The organism is Micromonospora sp. NPDC047793 (assembly GCF_040642635.1).
Lineage (GTDB): Bacteria > Actinomycetota > Actinomycetes > Mycobacteriales > Micromonosporaceae > Micromonospora.
Map to the genome: position 1 here is coordinate 174,896 of NZ_JBEYSG010000012.1, position 22,674 is coordinate 197,569.

The 22,674-nt window shown below is 72.3% G+C and carries 17 protein-coding genes; 12 read left to right on the forward strand and 5 right to left on the reverse strand.

The window, feature by feature from the left end:
- Nucleotides 1-60 precede the first annotated feature (60 nt).
- The 4 genes from ABZ738_RS22815 to ABZ738_RS22830 all read left to right on the forward strand — a co-directional run bounded on the left by ABZ738_RS22815 (nt 61) and on the right by ABZ738_RS22830 (nt 7,092).
- Nucleotides 61-2,199 (forward strand): hypothetical protein, encoded by a 2,139-nt coding sequence (locus ABZ738_RS22815; protein WP_357216111.1) that lies wholly within the window; start codon nt 61-63, stop codon nt 2,197-2,199.
- A complete protein-coding gene (locus tag ABZ738_RS22820) occupies nt 2,196-5,510 on the forward strand; it encodes a right-handed parallel beta-helix repeat-containing protein (RefSeq protein ID WP_357216114.1) in 3,315 nt (1,104 codons plus the stop codon). Before ABZ738_RS22815 ends, ABZ738_RS22820 begins: the two co-directional genes overlap by 4 nt.
- Before the next feature lie 146 nt (nt 5,511-5,656).
- On the forward strand, nt 5,657-6,220 hold the full coding sequence (locus tag ABZ738_RS22825; protein WP_236145703.1) for a sigma-70 family RNA polymerase sigma factor: 564 nt from the start codon (nt 5,657-5,659) through the stop codon (nt 6,218-6,220).
- 44 nt (nt 6,221-6,264) lie between these two features.
- A complete protein-coding gene (locus ABZ738_RS22830) occupies nt 6,265-7,092 on the forward strand; it encodes a zf-HC2 domain-containing protein (protein WP_357216118.1) in 828 nt (275 codons plus the stop codon).
- A 3-nt stretch (nt 7,093-7,095) separates the two neighbouring features.
- Here ABZ738_RS22830 and ABZ738_RS22835 read toward each other — a convergent pair whose 3' ends face one another.
- Nucleotides 7,096-8,772, reverse strand: a complete 1,677-nt coding sequence (locus ABZ738_RS22835; protein ID WP_357216121.1) for a ricin-type beta-trefoil lectin domain protein — start codon at nt 8,770-8,772, stop codon at nt 7,096-7,098.
- Nucleotides 8,773-9,005: 233 nt separating this feature from the next.
- Between ABZ738_RS22835 and ABZ738_RS22840 the strand changes: the two genes are divergently transcribed.
- The 5 genes from ABZ738_RS22840 to ABZ738_RS22860 all read left to right on the forward strand — a co-directional run bounded on the left by ABZ738_RS22840 (nt 9,006) and on the right by ABZ738_RS22860 (nt 14,834).
- Entirely contained in the window at nt 9,006-9,707 is a 702-nt protein-coding gene (locus ABZ738_RS22840) for a CPBP family intramembrane glutamic endopeptidase (protein WP_357216124.1), read from the forward strand.
- Between the two features lie 110 nt (nt 9,708-9,817).
- A complete protein-coding gene (locus tag ABZ738_RS22845) occupies nt 9,818-11,200 on the forward strand; it encodes a hypothetical protein (protein ID WP_357216127.1) in 1,383 nt (460 codons plus the stop codon).
- A gap of 64 nt (nt 11,201-11,264) precedes the next feature.
- On the forward strand, nt 11,265-12,509 hold the full coding sequence (locus ABZ738_RS22850; protein ID WP_357216130.1) for an AAA family ATPase: 1,245 nt from the start codon (nt 11,265-11,267) through the stop codon (nt 12,507-12,509).
- Nucleotides 12,506-13,747 (forward strand): VWA-like domain-containing protein, encoded by a 1,242-nt coding sequence (locus ABZ738_RS22855; protein ID WP_357216133.1) that lies wholly within the window; start codon nt 12,506-12,508, stop codon nt 13,745-13,747. The genes ABZ738_RS22850 and ABZ738_RS22855 overlap by 4 nt, the downstream gene beginning before the upstream one ends.
- 256 nt (nt 13,748-14,003) lie before the next feature.
- Entirely contained in the window at nt 14,004-14,834 is an 831-nt protein-coding gene (locus ABZ738_RS22860) for a TIGR02452 family protein (RefSeq protein WP_357216136.1), read from the forward strand.
- A 10-nt stretch (nt 14,835-14,844) separates the two neighbouring features.
- Here ABZ738_RS22860 and ABZ738_RS22865 read toward each other — a convergent pair whose 3' ends face one another.
- Nucleotides 14,845-15,762, reverse strand: a complete 918-nt coding sequence (locus ABZ738_RS22865) for an AraC family transcriptional regulator (protein WP_357216139.1) — start codon at nt 15,760-15,762, stop codon at nt 14,845-14,847.
- Nucleotides 15,763-15,862: 100 nt separating this feature from the next.
- On the opposite strand from ABZ738_RS22865, the gene ABZ738_RS22870 reads away from it, so the two are divergent.
- The gene (locus ABZ738_RS22870; protein WP_201272389.1) at nt 15,863-16,777 is read left to right on the forward strand and encodes an NADP-dependent oxidoreductase; all 915 of its coding nucleotides are present in this window, start codon (nt 15,863-15,865) and stop codon (nt 16,775-16,777) included.
- 15 nt (nt 16,778-16,792) lie between these two features.
- Here the strand turns inward: ABZ738_RS22870 and ABZ738_RS22875 are convergent, their stop codons facing one another.
- Entirely contained in the window at nt 16,793-17,518 is a 726-nt protein-coding gene (locus ABZ738_RS22875; protein ID WP_131053558.1) for an SDR family oxidoreductase, read from the reverse strand.
- Between the two features lie 128 nt (nt 17,519-17,646).
- On the opposite strand from ABZ738_RS22875, the gene ABZ738_RS22880 reads away from it, so the two are divergent.
- Nucleotides 17,647-18,135: a MerR family transcriptional regulator gene (locus tag ABZ738_RS22880; RefSeq protein ID WP_357216144.1), complete on the forward strand. Its 489-nt coding sequence runs from the start codon at nt 17,647-17,649 to the stop codon at nt 18,133-18,135.
- Nucleotides 18,136-18,342: 207 nt separating this feature from the next.
- A complete protein-coding gene (locus ABZ738_RS22885; protein ID WP_357216147.1) occupies nt 18,343-19,557 on the forward strand; it encodes a S8 family peptidase in 1,215 nt (404 codons plus the stop codon).
- A gap of 147 nt (nt 19,558-19,704) precedes the next feature.
- Here ABZ738_RS22885 and ABZ738_RS22890 read toward each other — a convergent pair whose 3' ends face one another.
- Nucleotides 19,705-20,910: a DUF2786 domain-containing protein gene (locus tag ABZ738_RS22890; RefSeq protein WP_357216150.1), complete on the reverse strand. Its 1,206-nt coding sequence runs from the start codon at nt 20,908-20,910 to the stop codon at nt 19,705-19,707.
- A 148-nt stretch (nt 20,911-21,058) separates the two neighbouring features.
- Nucleotides 21,059-22,324 (reverse strand): ricin-type beta-trefoil lectin domain protein, encoded by a 1,266-nt coding sequence (locus ABZ738_RS22895; protein ID WP_254876803.1) that lies wholly within the window; start codon nt 22,322-22,324, stop codon nt 21,059-21,061.
- Between the last annotated feature and the right edge of the window lie 350 nt (nt 22,325-22,674).

A 22,674-nucleotide genomic window follows, 5' to 3' on the forward strand; every position in this document is an offset into this window, starting at 1 on the left:
CGGTCGTAGTGGGGGCACTCGGGCCGGGACGCCCACCACCGGCGGAAGGGAGAACCGCGGATGGCCGCGACGACGGTGGCGGTGACAGGGGTGCTGACCGAACCGGTCGGCGACGCGCTGCTGCTGCGCACCGCGGCAGAGGACCGGGACCCGGTGGTACGCCTCGTCGGGTCGCTGCCCGCCGAGACCGACCGGATCACGGTGGTCAGTACGCCGCAGGTGACCGCCCTGCCGCAGTTCTTCGTGGTGCTGTCCCGGGTGCTCGGGGCGGAGCTGGGCGGCAGCGCCGACGGGATCCGGTTGCTGCCGCTCGGTGACTATGCCGACCGTTCCGTCGTCGACCGGGCCGCACGAGGACTGGCGGAGCGGATCGGTCAGGCGGTGACGATTCCACGAGACCCACTGCCGGTGGACCAGACCGGGTTGACCGGCCCGTACGAGTGGCTGGTCTACCCACCCGGCCGCCCGGCCGGAACCGGCCATGTCTGGCCCACCCCGGCACCGTCGACCCGTCCCACCCCGCCGGGTCGACGCACCGCCACCGGCTGGTCGTTGCTGGACACCGGTTCACCGGTCACCGGTGCGCCCGCCACCGGGACCGCCGCAGCGGGATTCGTGGTGGAGATCGAGGTCGGCCCGACCGGATTCCGGATCGTCGGTCGGCCGGTACCACCGGCGACCCTGGCCACCCTGCTCACCACGGTGCGGGCCGACGATCACCAGCCGATGGTGCTGGTCGTCACCGGCACGGCACCGACCGGTCCGGCCGCCGCCGGACTGATCTTCGGTGGACTGGCCACCGCCCTCGGCGAACCGATCCTCGTCTGCACCGACATCGTCACCGCCGCCGCCGACGGCACCCTGACGACCCCGGCGACGTTCCATCGCTGGCCGCCCCGCGTAGGTCCCACCGCACCACGTGCGCAGGAGGTCGGTGCAACGCTGCCCGTCGCCCCGGTGCCGCACGGCCCTGCGGCGAGCGACGGACCGACGCCACTGGCCCCTGCCATGCTCATCGAGTTGCGCGACGGCGACCGGTGGCGCGCGCCGAAGGCCGTCGAACCCGCCGAGGGCCCCCGGCTCCCGGACGGACCGAGGCCCGATCCGGCGCGGGTCCCGGCACCCGCGCCGGCAGACCCGCCGGACCCGACCAACCCCGAGCCGCGCCGTACCGACTCGACGCAAGCCGCCCCCGTTCGGCCCGCCACCGACGCTTTCGTCCCGATCCCCGTGCACCCGGTCCGGACCACGCAGGCCGGTGTTCCGTCGGTCCTGGCCTCCGGCGAGACATCGCCCGACGTACCGGCGGATACCGGGGCAGCCCGGCCGCCGCACCGGCCCACCAGCCCGGGTGGCCCGCACCCGGAGCGGGCGTCCGGACCGGTCCCGCCCCGCGCCGTCGTCCGCAGGCTCGACGACAGGTGGGACCCGGACGACCGGACCCGGCTCCGACAGGTGCTCGACGGCCGCTACGACGGATACGCCCGGATGGTGACCCGGGTGCTGGCCGAGGAGCCCGGACTCCGGGCCGCCGGCACCGCCGCCGACGTGGTCGCCGCACTGGTCGCCCTGTGCGCGTTCTGCGGAACCGAGCGCGACCGGATCAACGCCGCCCTGCGCGGCGGCACCGACGACACCCCGGACCGGCTACTGCTCGCCCGGGGTGCCCTGCACGGACTGCGTCGGCTGCCCACCGTCCTCGGGGCGGTGCACGCCCACGGCGAGGTCCCCGCCACGGTCCTCGCCGGCTACCGGCCCGGCGACGAACTGGTCGAGCCCGCCTTCGTCGACGTGGATCTGGTCCGGCGGCCGGCCCCGGCGACCACCGTGGAGTTCGCCGTCTGGTCGGCCACCGCCCGCCGCGTCGACCGGTTCGGATCAGGGGCACTCTTCCCGCCCGGCAGCCGCTTCGTCGTGCTCGCGGTCGACCCGGCCGAGACCGACGACCGACCGGCCCGGGTGCTGCTCGGCGACCTGACCGGTGTCGGGTCGCAACCCGCCCACGCGGTCGGCCGGATGCGCGAGCGGCTTCGTCAGGCACTGGAACAGGACGCCCCGCCACCGCCCGCCACCGCCGCCCCGCACGCGACCCACCGGCTGCTGCGGTTCGCGCCCGGCCTGCACGACGACGGCCGGCGTCTCGTCTGCGATGCCACCGGTCCGGCATCCGAGCCCGAACGTGGAGGTACCCGACCGTGAGCCAGGGTGTGCTGTCGGTCTCCCAGACCGATCCGGACTGCCTGCCGACCATCTCCGACGCGCTCGCGCTGGCCCGGCCTGGCGCCACCGTCGCCGTGCAGCCGGGCGTCTACCGGGAACGGCTACGACTCACCGGCGACGTGACCCTCGTCGCCGAGGACGGTCGGGGGTCGGTCACCGTACACGGCGTCGATGGTCCGGCGGTGTTCCAAGCCGGTGGCGCCGTGGTGCTGCGCGGGCTGGTCCTCACCGGCGGCGACGAGGCCTTCCCGACGGTCCAGATCGCCACCGGCACGCTGCGCATGACCCAGTGCGAGGTACGCGCCGACGCGGTGGTCGGCGTGCACGTCGCCGCCGGTCGCCTCGAACTGGGCGACTGCCTTCTCAGCAATCCGGGCGGCGCCGGTCTCCTGATCGACGGCGGTGCGGCCGGTACGGTCACCGGCACCACCGTGCGCGACGTGGGAGCGGCTGCCGTCGTCATCGCCGGCGGCGCCGACCCGGTCCTGCGTGACTGCACGGTCACCGACGTGCGGGGCGCGGGGGTGCTGTCCACCCGTGCCGGTCGGGGCCTGGTGGTCGGCTGCGACATCAGCGCGGTCGACGGCCCGGCCGTCGCGGTCGAGCAGGACGGCGCGGTACGCGTCGAACGCTGCGTCGTGCACGACAGCCCAGGCTCCGGGCTGATCGTCACCGGCGGTCGGCCGGTCCTCGACGACTGCGAGTTCCGCGACCTCGGCGGGCACGGCGTCGTCGTCTCCGGGGACGCCGATCCGACCGCCCGTCGGTGCACCGTCACCGGCACCGCCGGCCACGGCGTGATCGTGCTGGAGAACGCCACCGGCGCGCTGCTCGACTGCCGGATCAGCGCGACCCGGGCGGCTGCGTTCGCCGTCACCGGATCGGCCGCACCCCGGGTCGAGGGCGGTCGGATCGAGGGCGGTACCGGGATCGCGGTGCTGCTCGACGGTCCGGTCGGTGGCGCGTTCACCGGGGTGAGCGTGGACGGCGGCCGGACCGGATTCCTGGTGCGCGCCGGTGCGGACCCGGTGCTGACCGACGCGACGGTCCGCGACTGCACCGGCCACGCCGTCGAATCCGTCGACGGCGGTCGGGGCACCGTCCAGGGCGGCACGTTCACCGGCGGCACGGCCACGGTCCGGGTGGCCGCCGACGGCGCGCTGACCCTGACCGACTGCCGGATCCGTGGCGGCGGTGTCGGATTGCTCGTCGACGAGGGCGGATCGGTCACCGCGACCTCCTGCGACGTCGGTCAGACCGGAGGGTCGGGTGCCGACGTCGGCTCCGGGGCACGGCTTCGGCTGGCCCACACTCGGGTGCACGGCTGCGCCGGCTCCGGCATCCGGTTCGCCGGCCGGTCCGTGGGGCGGCTCGACCGGTGCGAGATCTTCGACAACGCCGGCGACGGCGTGGTGGTGGAGACGCTGGAGCCGGTCCCGATGGATGGCACGACCGTCCGTGGCAACGCCGGCCGACAGGTGCGCCGGACCGGACCCGTACCGGCGGAGGGCGACCCACGTCAGGACGGCCCGGCACCAGCCGGCCGGCCCGCCCCGACGACGACCGGCATCCCGGCACCGGAACCAACCGCCGCCGTGGACGGGCCGGACCGACCGGGCGGCGACCCGGCCACCCCGTTGTTGGCGGAACTCGACGCGCTGGTCGGACTCGCCGGGGTCAAACGCGAGGTGGCGACCCTGGTCGGACTGCACCGGGTGGCGCAGCGACGGAGTGCCGCCGGCCTGCCGATGCCGCCGATGTCCCGGCACATGGTCTTCGCCGGCGCGCCCGGCACCGGCAAGACCACGGTGGCCCGCCTCTACGGCCAGATCCTGGCCGCCCTCCAGGTGCTGCCCGGCGGACAACTGGTCGAGGTGTCCCGCGCCGACCTGGTCGCCGAACACGTCGGCGGCACGGCGGTGAAGACCACGCAACGGTTCACCGAGGCGATCGGTGGCGTGCTGTTCCTCGACGAGGCGTACACGCTGGCCCCGGTCGACGGCGGCGGCGGTCACGACTTCGGGCGGGAGGCGATCGACACCCTGGTCAAGCTCATGGAGGACCACCGCGACGAGGTGGTGGTGATCGTCGCCGGATACTCCCCGCAGATGCGGGCCTTCCTCGAATCGAATCCGGGGCTGGCATCCCGCTTCTCCCGCACCGTGGAGTTCGACAGCTACACCGACGACGAGCTGGTCACCATCGTCGAGCGGCTGTGCAGCACCCACCACTACTCCCTGGAGTACGACACCCGCCTGGCGCTGACCGGATGGTTCCGGGCGATGCCACGTGGCGAGTCGTTCGGCAACGCCCGGGTCGCCCGCAAGGTGTTCGAGGACATGATCGGCCGGCAGGCGTTCCGGCTCTCCGAGGCCGGCGCCTCCTCCGGCGTGGAACTGGCCCAACTTCTGCCGCAGGACCTCGGTGTCGCGCCCGAAGCCGAGGGCAGCCCGGGTACGCCCCGACTCTCCGAACTGGACATGCTGCTCGGTGAACTCGGCAACATGATCGGACTTGCCGGTGTGAAACGCGAGGTGGCCGAACTGATCGACCTGCTCGCCAACATCCGCCAACGGGTCCGGGCCGGACTGCCCGCCCCGTCGGTCTCGCGACACCTGGTCTTCTCCGGCCCACCCGGCACCGGCAAGACCACCGTCGCCCGCCTCTACGGCCGGCTGCTCCACGCGCTCGGGGTGCTGCCGGCCGGGCAACTGGTCGAGGTCGCCCGCGCCGACCTCGTCGGAGAGTACGTGGGCCACACCGCGCACCGGACCAAGGAGGCGTTCGAACGGGCCCGTGGCGGTGTCCTCTTCATCGACGAGGCGTACACCCTCGCGCCGCCGGACGCCCGCAACGACTTCGGACGGGAGGCGATCGACACCCTGGTCAAGCTCATGGAGGACCACCGCGACGAGGTGGTGGTGATCGCCGCCGGATACGAGGCGGAGATGGCCGCCTTCCTGGCCGCCAACGCCGGCCTGCAGTCCCGGTTCACCCGCCGGATCCACTTCGACGACTACTCGCCGGACGAACTCGTCGCGATCTTCGAGGGGCTGGCCCGGGCCAGCGGCTACGAATGCCCGGGTGACACGTTGACGGCCCTGCGCGGCCACTTCGAGAAGGTGGAGACCGGGCGTACGTTCGGCAACGGCCGGTACGCCCGACAACTGCTCGACGAGGTGGTCACCCGGCAGGCGCGCCGGCTCCGCTCGGTCACCGCCCCCAGCGTCGACGACCTGCGAACCCTGCGAGTCGACGACGTCCGGGCCCGAGCGACTGTCCACATGTGACATCGGCGACCATGCGCGAGTCGAAACAGGATCGTCAGGTGACGCCCGTATGCTGTCGCCCGCGCCGTCGGTACACGAAGCCGGGCAGGGCCACGGAATCCGCCCCGCCCCGGCATCGACGGTGGCCGGACAGGAAAGGCGGGTCGGTGGCGACGGTGTCGAGCGGGGCCGGTGCGGACGCCTCAGCCACACCGGACGAGACACCGACACCCGACACCCGGATGAGCCTGATCTACGAGACCCACTCCGAACCGCTGTTCCGCTTCCTGCTCAAGCTCTCGCTCGGGGCCCGACACATCGCCGAGGACCTGTTGCAGGAGACGATGGTCCGGGCCTGGCGCAACATCGACCACCTGTCGTCGGACCCGGAGACCCAGCGCCGCTGGCTGTTCATCGTGGCCCGACGGATCGCGATCGACGCGGCGCGGGCCCGACAGGCCCGCCCCACCGAGGTCGGCGCCGTCGACGTCTCCCGGATGCCGACCACGACCGACCACGTCGAGGAGATAGTCGCCGTGCACACCGTCCACGACGCCCTGCCGAGGCTCAAGCCGGAGCAGCGTACGGTGTTGATCGACCTGTACTTCCACGGCCGGTCCACCGCCGAGATCGCCGCCCGGCTCGACATCCCCGAGGGTACGGTCAAGTCCCGCGCCCACTACGGGCTGCGGGCACTGCGCGCCATCGTCGGGCCGACGGACGGGGTATGACATGTGCCATCCGCCGCAGCACCGCGCCGATCCGGACCTGCCCGATGACTGACCTCGACAACGACCACGCAGCAGCGCGGCAGACCTGCGCCCTCTATCTGGCCGGTGCGCTGGACACCGACTCCGAGGCGGCATTCGAGGTGCACCTCGCCGGCTGCACGGAGTGCCTCGACGAGTGCGACCGGGTGGGACCCCTCGCGCTGGCCCTGGCACAACTCGACGACGAGCCGTCCGACCTGGACCCGCACCCCACGCCCGGATCCGTGGCCGTCGTGCCCACGGACACCGCCCCCACCGACGCGCCCACCGTGGCACCGGCCCCTCGGTCCGGCGAGGTCGACGACCAGCCCGGCGCCCGACCGACCTCCACCGGCCCGCAGGGGCGGACGGCCCCGACCGGTCCCCGCGGCGCCCGCCCGGCCACCACCCGACGCCGGTTCTCCCGCCGACTACGGCTCGCTGCCGGCGCACTGGCCGCGACCGTCATCCTCGCCGGCGGCCTGGCCGTCGGGCTGCCCCGGTTGACCGGCGAGCCGACGGTGGTCACCCCGGTCGGCGTGGCGACCGCCGAAGGCGTGGGAGGCGGTTCGGCTCGCCTGTCGGTCTCGATCGCCGAGACCGAGGGCCGGTCGACGATCGTCGCCAGTGTCGTCGGGTTGGAGACCGGCATCCGTTACCGACTCTTCGGAGTGACCCGTGACGGACAGACCCACGAGGTGGTCGAGTGGGACGGCCGGCCCGGCGCGCAGGAGGTCAGCGGCGAACTCGACGCGACCCTCGCCGAGCTGACCTTCTTCACCGTCGCCCGCATGGACGGCGGCCCGGTCGTCTCGGCCCGCCTGGACACCGTCACCCCCACGCCGACCGACTGAGACTCAGCCCCGACGCCACTTCTGATTGGCCGTACCCGAGCAGGTCCACAACTGCAGCCGGGTGCCCCAGTCCCGGATGTCGACGCACTTGTCGGTGTGCGGATTGACGATGTCGCCCGCACTGGTCAGCCGGAACTGCTGGGCCCAGCCACCGTTGCAGTCGGCGAGCTGGATCGCCGTGCCGTCGGTGGTGCCCGCCCAGGCCAGGTCCATGCACTTGCCGAGCGCCATCATCGTGCCCTTGCTGAACGACCACTTCTGGCCGACGTTGCCGGAGACACACCGCGCCATCTGCAACTGGGCACCATCCACCGACCTGGCCCCCGGCACCTCCACGCACCGGTTCTCCCAACCGATCATCGGACGTCCGGGGTAGCTGGCCGCGGTCGTCGCCGGCGGCGGCGTCGTACGCGTCGGGGTCGCCCGGGCCGGGGTCGGCAGATCCGGCGTCGGTGCGGCCGGCGGGGTGGGCGGGGGAGCGTCGGCGAGCGGCGGTGCCGACGGGCCACCCGACCTCGGGCCAGCGGTCGGCGTGGCCGGGGGCGCACCGAGCCGCGCATCCCGCGTGTAGTGCTCGACGTATGCCAGCACCATGCCGGTGAAATCGCGGAGTCCGGCCGCGTCCGGCACACCACCGGCCTGCTGCACCACCGTCGTGCCCCAGTGGTAGGCGGCCAACGCGATCGGATACGGGTCCGTCCCGAGGCCGGCCAGTTCGCCGGAGAGGCTGCACATCGCCCGTCCCAGGGTCGGGATCGCCACGGTCGGGTCCCACGGCGAGGCCGACGGTGCGGCGTACCGGGCCCAGATCGCCGGCAGGAACTGCGCGATGCCCTGCCCGCCGTTGGGGCCGAGCAGATTGGGGTTGAAGCCCGACGACGCCATCAGCTGCGCTGCCACCCGGGCCGGGGTCACCGTCGCGCAGACCTTCCCGGCGGCCAGCACCAGGTCGAGGTAGGCGGCGGGTACCGGTCGGGGCGCGGTACCCGGCGTCGGCGCGGCCTCGACCGGACGCGGCGGCGGAGTCGGCTCGACGGTCACCGCCAGGTCCGACCGCCCGGCGTAGCCCTCGGCATAGGCGGCGACCGTCGCGACATAGTCCTCGGCGGACGCCGGCACCCCACCGGCCGCGCGGACCGCGTCGGCACCGGAGTGGTACGCGGCCAGCGCCAACCGCCACGGATCGCCGCTGACACCGGCGTGCCGCAGCTGGCCGACGAGGTCACACATGTGCCGGGCGAGGGCCAGGATGTTGGCGGCGGCGTCCAGCCGGGGCGCCTGCGGCCACGGGGCCCACCGCTGCCACGTCGCCTCGGTGAGGGCGGCCACGCCGGCCCCTCCGGCGGCGGAGCGCTGGTTGGCCTCGAAACCCGACGCCGCCATCACCTGACCGGCGAGGCGCGCCGGGGTGAGCGCGGGGCACGACAGTGCCGCGGCGACGATCGCCGTCGCCTGGTCGGCCGGCACGTCCTTGCCGACCAGGACGGCCGGCTCGGCGGTGGCGGTGCCGATGCTGGCCGCCACGGCGGAGACCCCGAGCATGGCGAGCACTGCCGTGATCGCGACCGCCCGACGCAGTCGCACGTCCAGCCGGCGGTAGCGGGCAACGAGGCGCCTGGAAAGGGACGCGGCCAGGTTGCCGATCCGACGGATGGCGTCGGCGCCAGACGTCACCTGCACAGCGACCCTCCTCGTCATGGAATCCGCTGCCTACTACGCCCGCGAGTCGATCGAAGTTCACGGCCGATCGCCCCGAATCGAAGCCTACTGTCCACCATGGCCGCCGTACGGTCCCGCCCGCAGCACGTTGCTCGACGGCACACTCGACAAGGTCCGAATCGTTCGGTTTGGGATAGGACAAGAAAGGCAACTATCTGCCTCGACTCGGTCCAGATACACAGTGGAGGCTCGCGATGGCGGTGGACACGGTGGTGCAGACGAAGCGGCCGGGTTGGCCGGAGATCCTCGTCGGGCTGGCCGTCATGGCGCTGGTCGGCTACGGACTCCCCATCGCCCTCGACCGGACCGGAGCCGCGGACGGGCTGAGCCCGGTCACGTCCGGCCTTATTCTGGCCGCCCTCTCGGGTGTCGCCGGTCTCATCGCGTTCGCCGCCGCCGCGCGCATCCGCTCCACGAACTGGAGCGACCTCGGTGTCCGTCCGACGACCGGCCGCTGGCTGCTGATCGGGGTGGCGGGTGGCCTGGTCGCCCTGGTCGTCTCCCGGATCGTCGCCGCCGCGGTCTACTACCTCACCGGACCTGCCGAGAACATCCAGCAGCCGTATCTCGACGCGGCCGGTGGCGGGATCCTCACGCTGATCCTGTCGTTCCTGTTCCTGGCGGTCCTGACGCCCATCGGCGAGGAGTTCCTGTTTCGCGGGATCGTCACCACGGCGCTGCTGCGCTACGGCGCGGTCGTCGGTGTCGTCGGCAGCTCATTGATCTTCGCGCTGATGCACGGCCTGAACCTCGTCTTCGTGACCGCCCTGGTCGTCGGCCTGGTCGCCGCCGAAGTGTTTCGCCGCAGCGGCTCCATCTGGCCCGCCGTCGCGGTGCACGTCACCAACAACCTGCTCGGGCAGGTGCTGGCTCTGCTCCTGGCCGGCGCGGCATGAGCGATGTGTCGACCTCGGGGCCTTGGCGTGAGTCCTGGCGTGGCGCTATGATCCGCCGCGATGAATACTCCTCGCAGATTGGGGGTTCCATTCGTGCAAGGTGAGTGCTGATGCACTCCCCGGCCGCGAATGCGGATTCCCGCCTCTCCCTCTGGCGGCGCGTACGCGAGTACGCCGTTCCGCCCTCCATGATCGAAACTGCGACCGCTCGTCGTGTCGTCGGCGACTGGGCCGGCGCATGCGCCGCCGCCCGAGTCGATGTCGACCTGGACCTCCGGGCCGTCGTCCGCCGTCACGGCCGTGACCTGGCCGCCCGGTTACGGACCGATCTCCGGCATCTCGCGCCTGACCTGTTGCGCTGGCACATGCCGAGGATCGCCCCTGACGGGCTGCTGCGTCCGGGCCTGACCGTCTCGCTGGCGCGGTACGGTCCGGCGGACCATGACGACGCCGAGCCGGTGCACCTCGTCGCCCGGACGCCACCGGCCTGGGCGGACGCGGACCAGCGGATCAGTCTGGCACTGTGGGCCGGGTCCCGTGCCGGCCGCGACCGCTCTCATCCGCAACCCGACCGTCGGTTCCGCCTCGACCTGCACCGTCACCTGTGGGACGCACGTCGCGCCGACGAGCTACGGACCCGGTCGGGCGCCCCACAGGTGACCGCCGATGCGTGCCCTGACCCCACATGGGCGGCGTTGCGGCAACGCGGCTACGCGGTGCACCGGTGGGCGACCGAAGCAACTCTGCTGCTCCAGGCCGAACGCGGCGCCAGCGGTGCCGTGACGGTACGCCTTAGCCCCCGACGCCGCCTGCTGTTGGACGTCGAATCCACCGGAACGGACCGGCGAACACCCACGGCACACATCGTCGGAGCACCACGGGCCGGTCGTGTCGCCGGGCTGCCGGTGCTGCCCCATGCGGCGACCTGGATGACACCCGACCTGGAGTTGCTGCACCTCGGGCTGATCGAGGCCGACCGCCTGCACCCGCTGGTGGCCGCCGCGCTCGCGCCCCATCACCCCACGGTAGGCGCCCCGGCGTCCCCGGACCCGAAGGCGTCACCACGTCTGGTGGCATGTCGGGGCGCCGGGCACCGCATCGGTCTGGTGAACGGTGTGCTCACACCACTCGACCACGACCCGGCGGAAGTCCACCGGGAGGAGTTGCTGGTCGCGCTGACCGGCACCCCACTGCCGTGCCTCCAGGCGATCGACGAGGCACATCGCCGACCGGAGTCCCTTCCCGACATCCGCGCACGCCTGGATCACGGCGACTTCGCCGGTGCGCTGGCTGCCGTCGAGGCGCTGCTGGGGCCGGACGCGCTCCTGCCCGACGGAAAACTACGGCAGGAACTGGACAACGCCGCACTGCGCCGGATCACGTACGGGCTGTTCCGAGCCGGGCTGAGCGGACACGGACCTGCCACCTGCGACCGGGACTGGCGGCCCAAGCGCGGCCACCGCTCCCACCCACGTCACACGATCGCCCGCTGACCAGCGGGAACGCCCCCTTCATCCGGCTTCAGGCTGGCCCTTCACGACCCCAAGGTGATCTCACATGCTGCCCGTTCGTACCTCTGTGGCGCCCGTTCCCACGGCACAACTCGACGTCGCCGCCGACCTGATCGCGCTGTTGCGCGACACCACCACCGAGACCCGCAGCGATCCTCAGTTGGAGGCACTGACCCTGGCGGTGGCCGCCGACCTGCCGGTGCTGCTCTGGGGTGACCCGGGAATCGGTAAGACCGCCGCGCTGACGCAGCTTGCTGCGGCACTGGACCTGCCGCTCACCACGGTGATCGCCAGCGTCCACGAGCCGTCCGACTTCTCGGGCCTACCGGTCGTCGGCGACGACCCGGCGAACCAGGGCGTCCCGATGGCACCGCCGGACTGGGCCGTGCGGCTGGTGCGCAGCGGTCGCGGACTGCTGTTCCTGGACGAACTGTCCACCGCACCGCCGGCCGTGCAGGCCGCCCTGCTGCGTCTCGTGCTGGAACGGCGGATCGGCAGCCTGCACCTGCCGGCCGAGGTCCGGATCGTGGCCGCCGCCAATCCCCGGTCCTCGGCCGCCGACGGCTGGGAACTGAGCGCACCGCTGGCCAACCGTTTCGTCCACCTGCAGTGGGCTCATGACCAGCAGGTCGTCGTCCGTGGACTGGGCGGAACGTGGCCCCTGGCGGCGGTGCCCCGGCTCGATCCGCAGCGGCTGTCGGAGGCCGTCACCGTCGCCCGTCGTGCGGTGTGCGGACTTCTGTCGACCCGCCCGGCACTCGTCCACCGACTACCGACGAACGAAGCCGGTCGTGGTGGTCCGTGGCCGTCGCCCCGGAGCTGGGAGATGGCTCTGCGCCTGGTCGCCTTCGCCACGGCGGCCGACGCCTCCCGGGACGTCCTGTCGATGCTGGTCCGAGGTGCCGTGGGCGACGGCCCGGGCCTGGAACTCCTGGCCAGCCTGGACCGGATGGACCTGCCGGATCCCGAGTCGCTGCTCGCCGACCCGACCGCTGCCGTCCTGCCGCAGCGCGGCGACCTGTGCCAGGTCGTCCTGGACGCCGTGGTGGAGGCGGTGCGGCGGCGTCCGGAGCGGTCCCGCTGGGACGCCGCCTGGGAGCTGCTGGTCCGGGCGCTGGAGAACGGCGCCCCGGACCTGGTGGTCGTACCTGCTTCCACCCTCGCCCGGCTGCGCCAGGAAGACTGGGACGTACCCGCCTCGATGGACCGGCTCGTCGGCGTGGTGTCCCTGTCCCGGCGTGCCGACCAGGCGGCGGCCCGGGTCGCGGCCGCCGCAGGGCTCGGCCGGTGACCGCCGGGACGCTGGACCGGGAGAAGTTGTTCACCGCCCGGCTGCACGCCGTCCGGGTCCGGCCCTACCTGGCGACGGCGCTGTTCGCCCTGCACGTGGTCGAATCGCGGCGGGTGCCGACGATGGCGGTGGACCCGCGCTGGCGGTGCTACGTCTCGCCCGCCTTCGTGGACCGGACATCCGTCGAGGAACTCGCCGGCGTCTGGGTGCACGAGGTGTCGCACCTGCTGCGTGACCACCATGGACGCGGCGACCGGGTGGCCCACGCCCACGGGCTGACGGGGGCGGGGGAGCGGCTGCGGATCAACATCGCCGCGGACTGCGAGATCAACGACGACGTCTTCGGCGACGGGCTGGCCCGCCCCGAAGGTGCGGTCGAGCCGAGCCGACTGCTGCTGCCCGAGGGGCAGTTGATGGAGGACTACCTGCGACAGTTCCGTCTCGGGCCGCGTACCCGGGACTGGGCCTGGCTGGACTGCGGCAGCGGCGCCGACGGACGGCATCGGGAGTGGGATCTCGGACCGGACGGCGCACCCGCGCTCAGTGCGCAGGAGTGCGACGCCGTGCGATTCCGGGTGGCCGAGGGCATCACCGGCCGACCGGGAAACTCTCCCCGGGGCTGGCGGCGGTGGGCGGAGCAGGCATTCCATCCACCACAACCGTGGCGGGACCTGTTGGGGGCGGCGGTCCGCTCGGCGGTCTCCGCAGCGGGAGTGGGCGAGGACTACACCTACGGGCGGCCCTCGCGGCGCTCCGCCGGCTTGCCGGGTGTCGTCATGCCGGCGCTGCGGCGCCGGCCCCCACGGGTCTGCGTCATCGTCGATACCTCCGGCTCGGTCAGCGACGCCGAACTGGGCAGTGCGCTGCTCGAGGTCGCCGCGATCGTCCGGGCCGTGGGCGGCCGCCGCGACCTGGTCACCGTGCTGCCCTGTGACGCGGCGGCACAGGTGGTTCGTGCGATGTGCCGGGCCGAGGACATCCCGCTGGTGGGCGGAGGGGGTACGGACCTGCGTACCGGCTTCGTCCGCGCGCTTCGACAGAGTCCACGCCCGGACGCCATCGTGGCGCTGACCGACGGGCAGACGCCGTGGCCGGACTCGCGGCCGCCCTGCCGTACCGTCGTCGGGCGGTTCGACCGCGCCGTCGGGTGGGACGAGAACGACCCGGACCACCGCCCGAAATCGACGCCGGAGTGGGCGCGCGTGGTCACGATCGGATCCGCTCCCACCGTGCGGTGACCGGCGTCCCACCACCCGGTTGGTGTTCCAGGGGATGTGCCACCAGCCCGGCACCGACCGGATTCAGCAGTTCCTCACCCGTCTCGCGTCGGTTCCCTCACCCGGGTAGCGGTCGGCGGTCGGGCGTGTTCACGGCGGGCGACTCAGCCGGTCGGCACCCACGGTGTGGGGTGGAAACCGGTTGTCGGCAGGTGCGCGGTCTGCCTAGCCTGCTGGCTGTGCAGGCACCCTACCTTCCGACTCACCGGGCGCGCCGGTGAGCGCCCGCCTTCGTGAGATCGCCCGGCAGACCGTGGCGGTCGCCGAGTCCGGTCACTACCGCAACGGCTCCGGTGACGAGGTCGTCATCGGCGACGCGGTGCGGGCCGCCGTCGCCGGTACTCGTCACCACCTGCCGGACGATGTGCTCCAGGCGGAGAACGCGGAGCCCGGTGCCGGCCGGGTGGAGGTGACGCACGAGTCGACGTTGCAGGCGGCCTCCCGGCTGGGGGCCGGGGCGGCCTGTCTGGTGTTCGCCTCGGCGAAGAACCCGGGAGGCGGCTTCCTGGGCGGGGCGAAGGCACAGGAGGAGAGCATCGCCCGCTCGTCGGCGCTGTACCCGTGTCTGCTCGCGGCGCCGGACTTCTACGCGTTCCATCGTGCGCAGCGGGATCTGCGGTACAGCGACCGGGTCGTCTACTCGCCGGGGGTTCCGGTTTTCCGGGACGACAAGGGCACCCTCCTCGACCGGCCGTACCTGACGTCGTTCCTGACCGCTGCGGCGCCGAACCTGGGCGCGGTCCTCCGCAACCAACCCGAGCACGCGGCGGAGGTACCGGCCGTCCTGACCCGACGCGCCCGGCGGGTACTGGAGGTCGCGGCGGCGCACGGGCATCGGACGCTGGTGTTGGGCGCGTGGGGGTGCGGAGTGTTCCGCAACGACCCCGCGACGGTGGCCGACGCGTTCGCCGACGCGCTGCGGGTCGTCGACCGGTTCGACCACGTGCTGTTCGCCATCCGCGACGGCCTCCCGGACACCCCGGTGCACCGCGCGTTTGTGCAACGCTTTCCGGGAGCGGCCGGGGTGGCGACGAACGACCGGGTCTGAGGGGGCGCCGTCACCGCCGTCGGTATCTGCCGGGGGAGGTGCCGTACCGGCGTTTGAAAGCGGCGGCGAACGCGAACTCCGACGTGTAGCCGACTCGTCCCGAGATGCCGCTCAGCGGGGTGTCGGACTGGTGGAGGAGCCGGGCGGCGGTGGTCATCCGCCACCAGGTCAGGTAGGTCATCGGCGGCTGGCCGAGCAGCGCGGTGAAACGGCGCGCGAACGGTGCTCGGGACAGCCCCACCTCGGCGGCGAGTGCCGCGACGGTCCACGGCCGGGCGGGGTCGCTGTGGATGGCCCGTAGTGCGGCGGCGGTGGCCGGATCGTTGAGTGCGGCCGCCCAGCCCGTTGCCACGGTCGGCGAGGACGGGGTGCGGTCGAGCCAGGCACGCAAAATGTGCAGCAGCAGGGTGTCGAGCAGTGCCGGGATGATGGCGTCGGTGCCGAGGCGGGGCCGTTCCAGTTCGCTGGCGAGCAGGTCCACGGTGGCGCGTAGCTCCGGGTGTCGCCCGAGGTGCGCGGGCAGGTGAATGAGCGCGGGCAGGTCGTCGAGCAGCGGATGCGTATGGACCGGATCGAGTTCGTACGCGCCGCACAGGGTAACTGTGGCAGCGGCGTCGCCGACGTCCGAGACGTAGCGCGACAGGCCAGGGTCGTTCGGGTCGCAGGCGGGCGCGGTGGGTGAGGTCGTCGGGCTGTCGGCCAGCGTGTGGCCCGGACCGTGCGGCCGGAACACGATGTCCCCGGCGGCAAGCGGCACCGGGTCGGTGTCCGGTGCGATGAGCCAGCACGGCCCCTGGAGGACGATCTGGAAACCGGCGGAGCCGGGTACGGGTGCGAACCGCTGCGCCCACGGGGCGTTCCACGCGATCCGCGCGGAGCGCGGCCGGCCGGCTCGCATGACCGTGATCACGTCGCTGAGTACGTCCATCGGGGCCAGGATATCGCCGCGAGGACGATCGAGTATGAATGGGGGACTACAGAGCATGGATCGTCTTCGGGTGCCGCCATAGGTTCGAGTGGTGAGAGCCATGCGAATCCACCAGTACGGCGATGCCTCGGTCATCCGGGAGGAGGACGTGCCGCGCCCGACGCCGGGCCGGAACGAGGTGCTGATCACGGTCGCCGCGACCTCGTTCAATCCGTCCGACATCGGGCTGCGCCGGGGACTGCTGCGTGCCGTCTTCCCGCTGGATCTGCCGTACACCCTCGGCGGGGATGTCGCCGGCACGATCGTCGAGCTCGGCGACGGTGTGGACACCCTCGCCGTGGGCGACCGGGTCGTCGGACGGCTCGACACGGGCGGTGCCGCGGCCGAGTTCGTCACCGCCGCTGCCGACACCGTCGTGGCGGCGCCCACCACCGTTCCCCTCCCGCACGCCGCCGCCATCCCCATCGCCGGTGTCACGGCCTGGCAGGCGGTGTTCGCGCACGCGGGCATCACTCCAGGGCAACGGGTACTGGTCAACGGAGCGGGCGGTGGCGTCGGCGGGTTCGTGGTCCAGCTCGCCAAGCACGTCGGTGCCCACGTCATCGCCACGGCCAGCCCGCGCAGTACCGCAGTGGTCCGTCACCTCGGAGCCGACGAGATCGTCGACTACACGAACACGCCCCTCGGCGACGCGCTCGATGCCCCGGTCGACGTGATCGTCAACGTCGTCGTGGTCGGTGCCGGGCACGCCGCGGCACTGATGTCGCTGGTGCGCCCAGGAGGCGTCGTCGTGTCCGCCGCCGGCGCGCTGACGGCACCCGCCGGGTCGGCGGTGAGGGCAGTACGCTTCGTGGCCCGCAACGACACCCGTCACCTCGGCGCCCTCGTCGCCCTGGTCGACGCCGGGGCCGTCCGTCTCGACATCGCTGCGTCGCGTCCTCTCGCCGACCTGGCCTCGGTGCACCGCGACGCCGAGGCCGGACGCATCCGGGGCAAGACGATCCTTGTTCCGTGAGGTGGGCCGGGTAGCTCAGCTGGCGCCCAGCATCTCGGTGACCCGCGTGTAGAACGGGGCCGGGTCGTCGGCGAGGGACGCCTTCACCATCGCGGTCCAGTCGTCGACGATCACCTCGATCGACCCGGCGGCCAGCCCGTCGAGCGATCGACGCGGGACGTCACGAGGGTCGATCTTGGGTCCGTCGTAGTCGGCCGTGATGTCCGTGTCGGCGGCACCGAGGAGTACGCCCTGGACCAGAGTGCCCTGGGCGGCCAGTTCGAGGCGTACACCGTTCGTCATGTTCCACTCGGCGGCCTTGGCGGCGGAGTACGCGCCGGTACCCGGGCCGGCGAACCACGACAGTGCCGAGAGCACGTTCACGATCGCGCCACCGCCGTTCGCGGCGAGTACGGGGGTGAACTCGCGGATCACGTCGAGGGTGCCCCAGAAGTGCGTGTCCATCTCGCGGCGGACCTCGGCGATCTCACCGGTGACGAGCGGGGCGCCGGTCGCGATGCCGGCGTTGTTGACGAGAAGCGTGACGTCACGCGCGGCCGCTGCGGCGGCGACGACGGACTCGTGGTCGAGCAGGTCGAGTCGCAGCGGCACCACGCGGCTGTCGGCGAAGCCGAGGCTCTCGGGGCGACGGGCCGTCGCGTACACCCTGCGCGCTCCGCGTTCGAGCAACTCGAGCACGAACTGGCGGCCGATTCCACGGTTGGATCCGGTGACGAGGGCGATCTGGTCGGCGATGTTCATGGGTTCCGTGCTCCCTGCCTGGTCATCTCGGGATGGGGTGGGACCGTGTCCGGCCCGACGTCGACTACGGTAAAAGCTGACGTTGACGTCAAGGGCAAGTCGGATTGCGAAGCCGAAGGAGGACGTGGATGCGGATCGGTGACGTCGCGCGGCGCTCCGGCGTGAGTACGCGAGCGCTGCGGTACTACGAGGAGCAGGGTCTGCTCACGTCGGAGCGGAGCCCCAGGGGCCAGCGCACCTATCCCGAATCAGCCGTCGAACGGGTCCGGTTGATCCAACAGTTCTTCGCCGCCGGTGTGCCCAGCCGGACCATCCTGCAGCTGATGCCCTACGTCGACGCCGGACACGGATCGCGCGAGGCGTTCGCGCTGCTGGCCGTCGAACGTGACCGGATCACTGCCGCCATGGCCGACCTCGCCGCCGCCCGCGACGCCCTCGACCGCATGATCGACATCGCGAACCACCCGACCGCCGAACACTGTCCTGCGCTGCGTGAGCCGCCCTGGACGCCGCACCACCCCGGCGATGCGGCCACCCCGGCCGCCCCTGACCGCGATGCGCCGGGACGTCTCATGGCCGGCAACCAGACGACCGTCTCCGCCGGCCGGGCGACCTGACCTGTCACAGGTCGTTTCGTTACGGCTGGAGCAAGCCGGCAACAGAAGCCTAAAGCAACCGCAACCATCGATGGCTCATCCTTCCCTAGCCTGGGTGTCGCACCGAACCCGGTGCATCACAAGGGATACCGCGCACCGTCGTCCAAATTGGACTGTGTGCGGCATGCGCCGGCCGCTGCCACGGCCGGCCCAGGAAGGAGCAGCCACGTGAGGCTCACCCACCTCGCCACCCGCCGCCGGCTCGGTATTCTGGGCGCCGCCACGCTCGCGGGTGCACTACTCGCCACGGCCGGGGTCAACCCGGCGGCGGCCACGCCGGTCACCGGCACCATTCTCGGCGCCGACCTGCCGACCGCCGTCGCGGGCAGCTACATCGTCGTACTCAAGGACGGGCAGCAGCTCACCCGTGCCGGCGCGGAGCGTGTCACCACCCGGTACGGCGGTGGCCAGGTCGACCGGCTCTACGGGCGGACGGTCAACGGCTACTCCGCCACCCTCACCGAGCGGGCCGCCCGTCGGCTGGCGGCCGACCCGACCGTCGCCTACGTCGAGCAGAACCAGCGGGTACAGGCGCTGGCGACCCAGCCGAATCCGCCGTCCTGGGGTCTCGACCGCATCGACCAGCGGAACCTGCCGCTGAACCAGTCGTTCACCTACGGTCCGAGCAACGGGGTGCGGATCTTCGTGGTCGACACCGGAGTCCGGATCAGCCACCAGGACTTCGGCGGCCGGGCGGTGCACGGCTACGACGCAGTCGACAACGACTACAACACCGACGACGGTAACGGGCACGGCACCTTCGTCGCCTCGGTCGCCGCCGGGAGCGCCTACGGGGTGGCCAAGAACGCCACCGTCGTCGGGGTCCGGGTGCTCAACAACAGCGGTTCCGGCACCACGGCCGGTGTCATCGCCGGTGTCGACTGGGTTACCGCGAATGCGACCCGGCCGGCGGTGGCCAACCTGAGCCTCGGCGGTGGCGCCAGCACCACCCTCGACGCTGCGGTCCGGCGATCCATCAACGCGGGCATCACCTACGCCATCGCCGCGGGCAACTCCGGTGTACCGGCCACCGGCACCTCACCGGCCCGGGTCACCGAGGCGCTGACCGTCGGGGCCACCGACCGCACCGACACCCGGCCGACCTGGTCCAACTACGGCACCGCGCTGGACCTGTTCGCCCCGGGTGTGTCGATCACCGCCGCGTGGCGGACCAGCAACACCGCCACGTACACCGGTAGCGGCACCTCGTTCGCCGCCCCGCATGTGGCCGGCGCCGCCGCGATCTACCTGCGGAACAACCCGTCGGCGTCGCCGGCGACCGTGAACGCGGCGATCGTCGCCGCCGCTACCCCGAACGTCGTCGTCAACCCCGGAGCCGGCTCACCCAACCGCCTGCTCTACATCGGCACCTTCGGGAGCTGATCGCGAGGCGACCGTCCGCGCCGTGACCCGGTGCGGACGGTCGTCCTGTCGCCAGAACCGCCCGCGGTCGACCGACGCGTGTGGGCCAGGAACCTGCACCTGCTGTGCCAACGGGGTGCGGTGGGCTCGGACGGGCGGGACATCCCGTCACCGCCTGGTGTCGGACGGCAGGGAGGCGCGGTCAGCGGCCTGCCGACCGGACTCCCAACCGTCGCGGCTGTCCACCCGGATGGCCCGGGACCGGACCGTGTCCGGGAAGACCCGCCGCATGGTCTCGCGGATCTGCTCGTCCCGCGCGGCGAGCACCGGAAGCAGGTCGCTCGCGTCGTTTCCGTCTCGCCGATCGCTGACCTGCGCCAACGCGACCTGCGCCGCGGCGGTCAGCCGTTCGTCGATCCGGTCGGCGAAAGCCACCAGGAACGACTGACGGTACGCCTTCAGCCGGCTCCGACCGGCCTTACCGCCCGGCGGCTCGGTCCGTGCCATCGCCTGGTGCGCCTGCACCAGCAGCGAGGTGTAGAGCAGGTCCACCGCGTCGATGTCGGTGTCGAACCCGAAGACGGTGCTGAACGCCAGTTCCGGCGACCAGACCGTGTGGCAGCGGTTCGCCTTGGCGACGGCGGCCAGCAGGGACGCCTTCTCCCCGTCGTGCGGGTGGTCCACGCCGATCCGGCGCGCGTACGGCACCACCGGTGACGCGTCACCGCTCCGCGCTGCCAGCAGCGCCTCGTCCAGGCTGTGCCGGGTGACCAGTTCCTGCGCCTTGGCGGTGTACGCCTGCGCCTCGGCCGGAAAGGTCGTCGACTCCGCCTTGGCCAGCAGGGCGCGTACCCGGTCCAGCAGCCGGGTGTCGATCCGGGACGATCCCGGCCCGGCGACGGGTGCGGCGGCGGACCCGGGCGGCGGGACGAGTACCTCGATCGGCGGGAGCACGACCAGGATGGCGAGCAGGCCCAACACCAGATCGAGTACGGCCACCCGGTCGAGCCGCCAGCGGGCCACGAGCGCGTCGACATACCTGGCGTCGTCCGCCCACCAGACCTGCGCCCCGAGGGCGTCCGCCTGCGCCAGCCACCGCCGGTCGACCGTGGTCCGGGGAAACCGTCGCAGGTACGCGGCGACCGCGTCGGTCACCAGGTCGGCCTGGCGCGGCAGGCCCCGCCGCGCGACCACCCGGTGCAGCTCGGCCGGCTGCCATCCGCCCCGCCACAGCCGCGCGAACGCCTCGTCCCTCGCCGCCACCAGCGCCGGGTCGACGTCGACCGACGGTGTGACGGTGAGCGCGTCCAGCCCCGCCTCGTAGTCGACCGCCCCGGCGAGAACCGCCCTGATCCGTTCCCGCACAGATGTCACCAGCCCAAGCCTACGGAGCCCGCAGTCGGACGTACGCGGCAACGGGCGGGCTCGACATGATCGAGCCCGCCCGTTTCATCTGGCGCTCAGACGTGTAGGACCCGGCTGCGCAGCTTGGAGACCTGCGTACCGACCGGGCCGGTCATGATCATCTGGCCGCGAGGCGGAACTGCTGGTTGGTCTGTCCGTGGCAGTCGTAGAGCTGGATCTGGGCGCCGTTGGTGGTGTTCCAGGCGTCGAGGCAGCGGCCGGATTGGACGCCGCTGATGGTGCCGTTGGTGTTGATGTTCCATTGCTGGTTGGTCTGGCTGTGGCAGGCGTAGATCTGGACGGCGGCGCTGTTGCCGGTGCCGGCGGCGTCGAGGCACATGTCGCCGTAGACGCGGAGTTGCTTGGTGCTGGTGTTGTAGGTCCAGGTCTGGTTGGTCTGCCGGTTGCAGTCGTAGAGCTGGACGCGGGTGCCGTTGGTGCGTGACGAGTTGGGGACGTCGACGCACCGGCCGGACTGCGTACCGACGATCTCGCTGGCGGAGCCGGGCGGCGGCGTGGTGGGCGGCGGCGTCGTCGGCCCGGGCGTGGTGGGGGTCGGCGTCGGCGTACCGGTCGGCGGCGGCAACAACGGGCACGTGTTGCGGTAGGTGACCACCCCGCTGTTGTCCACCAGCGGGCAGAGGAACTGGGTGTACCGGGCGTCGTTGTCGACGAACGTCTTCAGGAACGGCAGCATGGTCCGGATCAGCACCGGGTTCGACCGGCCGACCATGAATCCGTGGTCGCCACCGGCGACCTCCAGGTAGACGCTCTCCGTCGTGGCCGGAATGCTGTTGTACAGACCGAGCGCGTACGACGGGGTGACCACCGTGTCCGCCTGTCCGGAGATGATCATCGTGGGCACCCGGTCGTTGGCCAGGTTCGACGACGGCGAGTACGGCGTGATGCCGGCCACCGCCTTCAGCGACGGGCGTCGCATCGCGGCGCTCAGCGCCCCGCCGCCGCCCATCGAGTGACCCGCGACGGCCAGCCGGTTCGGGTCGACCCGGTTGCGGACCGTGCTCTGCTGCGTCAGGTAGTCCAGAGCGGCGAGCAACTGGGTGCCGCGCGCCGTGTCGAAGTCGTTGCGGCTGTTGGTCTCGATGCCGATCACCACGAAACCGTGCGAGGCCAGCCACGGTCCCATCCACGCCAGTTCGGCGGAGAACAGCGCGGTGTATCCCGGCGAGATCGCGATGGCACCGAAGGTGCCCTGACTGGTGTCGGTCGGGTAGTAGATCCGACCGCCGTTGAAGCCGTTCCCGGACGGGACGCTGACCGACGTGTTGGCGAAGGGGCCGTTCTCGGCCGCGACGCTGTTCCGGGTGGGGTCCGGACCCCGCTGGTACGGGTTGTCGGCGGCCGACGCCGAGCCGGTCGCCATGGTGATGGTGAGCAAGCCGACGGCGGCGGCGAGTCCGGCGGTGGCGAGCGTGAACAGCCGTCCCCGAACGCCGGGGGACGCTCGGTGAGCGTCAGTGATCCCCGAGGGCGGGGGAGGGGGCGCATGTCCTCGCACTGTCGATACCTCCTGGTGGTGGGGGTGGGTGTGGGATGGGCGGGTCCGGTATGCACCGGACCCGCCCGCGCCGGCTGTGCCCTAGCCGGACCTGCGCGCGGTCAGCGTTGCAGGGTGAGTAGTCCGGGGCGGTAGGGCAGGAGGCCGTAGTCGCCGCCGGAGTTGGGTGAACGGCCCTGGTAGAGGAACTGGAGGTTGCAGGCGTTGACGGTCAT

What these genes read in the sequence shown, in the direction of transcription:
- ABZ738_RS22815 (WP_357216111.1), top strand. Translation starts at nt 61, where the DNA reads ATGGCCGCGACGACGGTGGCGGTGACAGGGGTGCTGACCGAACCGGTC.
- ABZ738_RS22830 (WP_357216118.1), top strand. Translation starts at nt 6,265, where the DNA reads ATGACTGACCTCGACAACGACCACGCAGCAGCGCGGCAGACCTGCGCC.
- ABZ738_RS22840 (WP_357216124.1), top strand. Translation starts at nt 9,006, where the DNA reads ATGGCGGTGGACACGGTGGTGCAGACGAAGCGGCCGGGTTGGCCGGAG.
- ABZ738_RS22845 (WP_357216127.1), top strand. Translation starts at nt 9,818, where the DNA reads ATGCACTCCCCGGCCGCGAATGCGGATTCCCGCCTCTCCCTCTGGCGG.
- ABZ738_RS22850 (WP_357216130.1), top strand. Translation starts at nt 11,265, where the DNA reads ATGCTGCCCGTTCGTACCTCTGTGGCGCCCGTTCCCACGGCACAACTC.
- ABZ738_RS22865 (WP_357216139.1), bottom strand. Translation starts at nt 15,762, where the DNA reads ATGGACGTACTCAGCGACGTGATCACGGTCATGCGAGCCGGCCGGCCG.
- ABZ738_RS22870 (WP_201272389.1), top strand. Translation starts at nt 15,863, where the DNA reads ATGCGAATCCACCAGTACGGCGATGCCTCGGTCATCCGGGAGGAGGAC.
- ABZ738_RS22875 (WP_131053558.1), bottom strand. Translation starts at nt 17,518, where the DNA reads ATGAACATCGCCGACCAGATCGCCCTCGTCACCGGATCCAACCGTGGA.
- ABZ738_RS22880 (WP_357216144.1), top strand. Translation starts at nt 17,647, where the DNA reads ATGCGGATCGGTGACGTCGCGCGGCGCTCCGGCGTGAGTACGCGAGCG.
- ABZ738_RS22895 (WP_254876803.1), bottom strand. Translation starts at nt 22,324, where the DNA reads ATGGCGACCGGCTCGGCGTCGGCCGCCGACAACCCGTACCAGCGGGGT.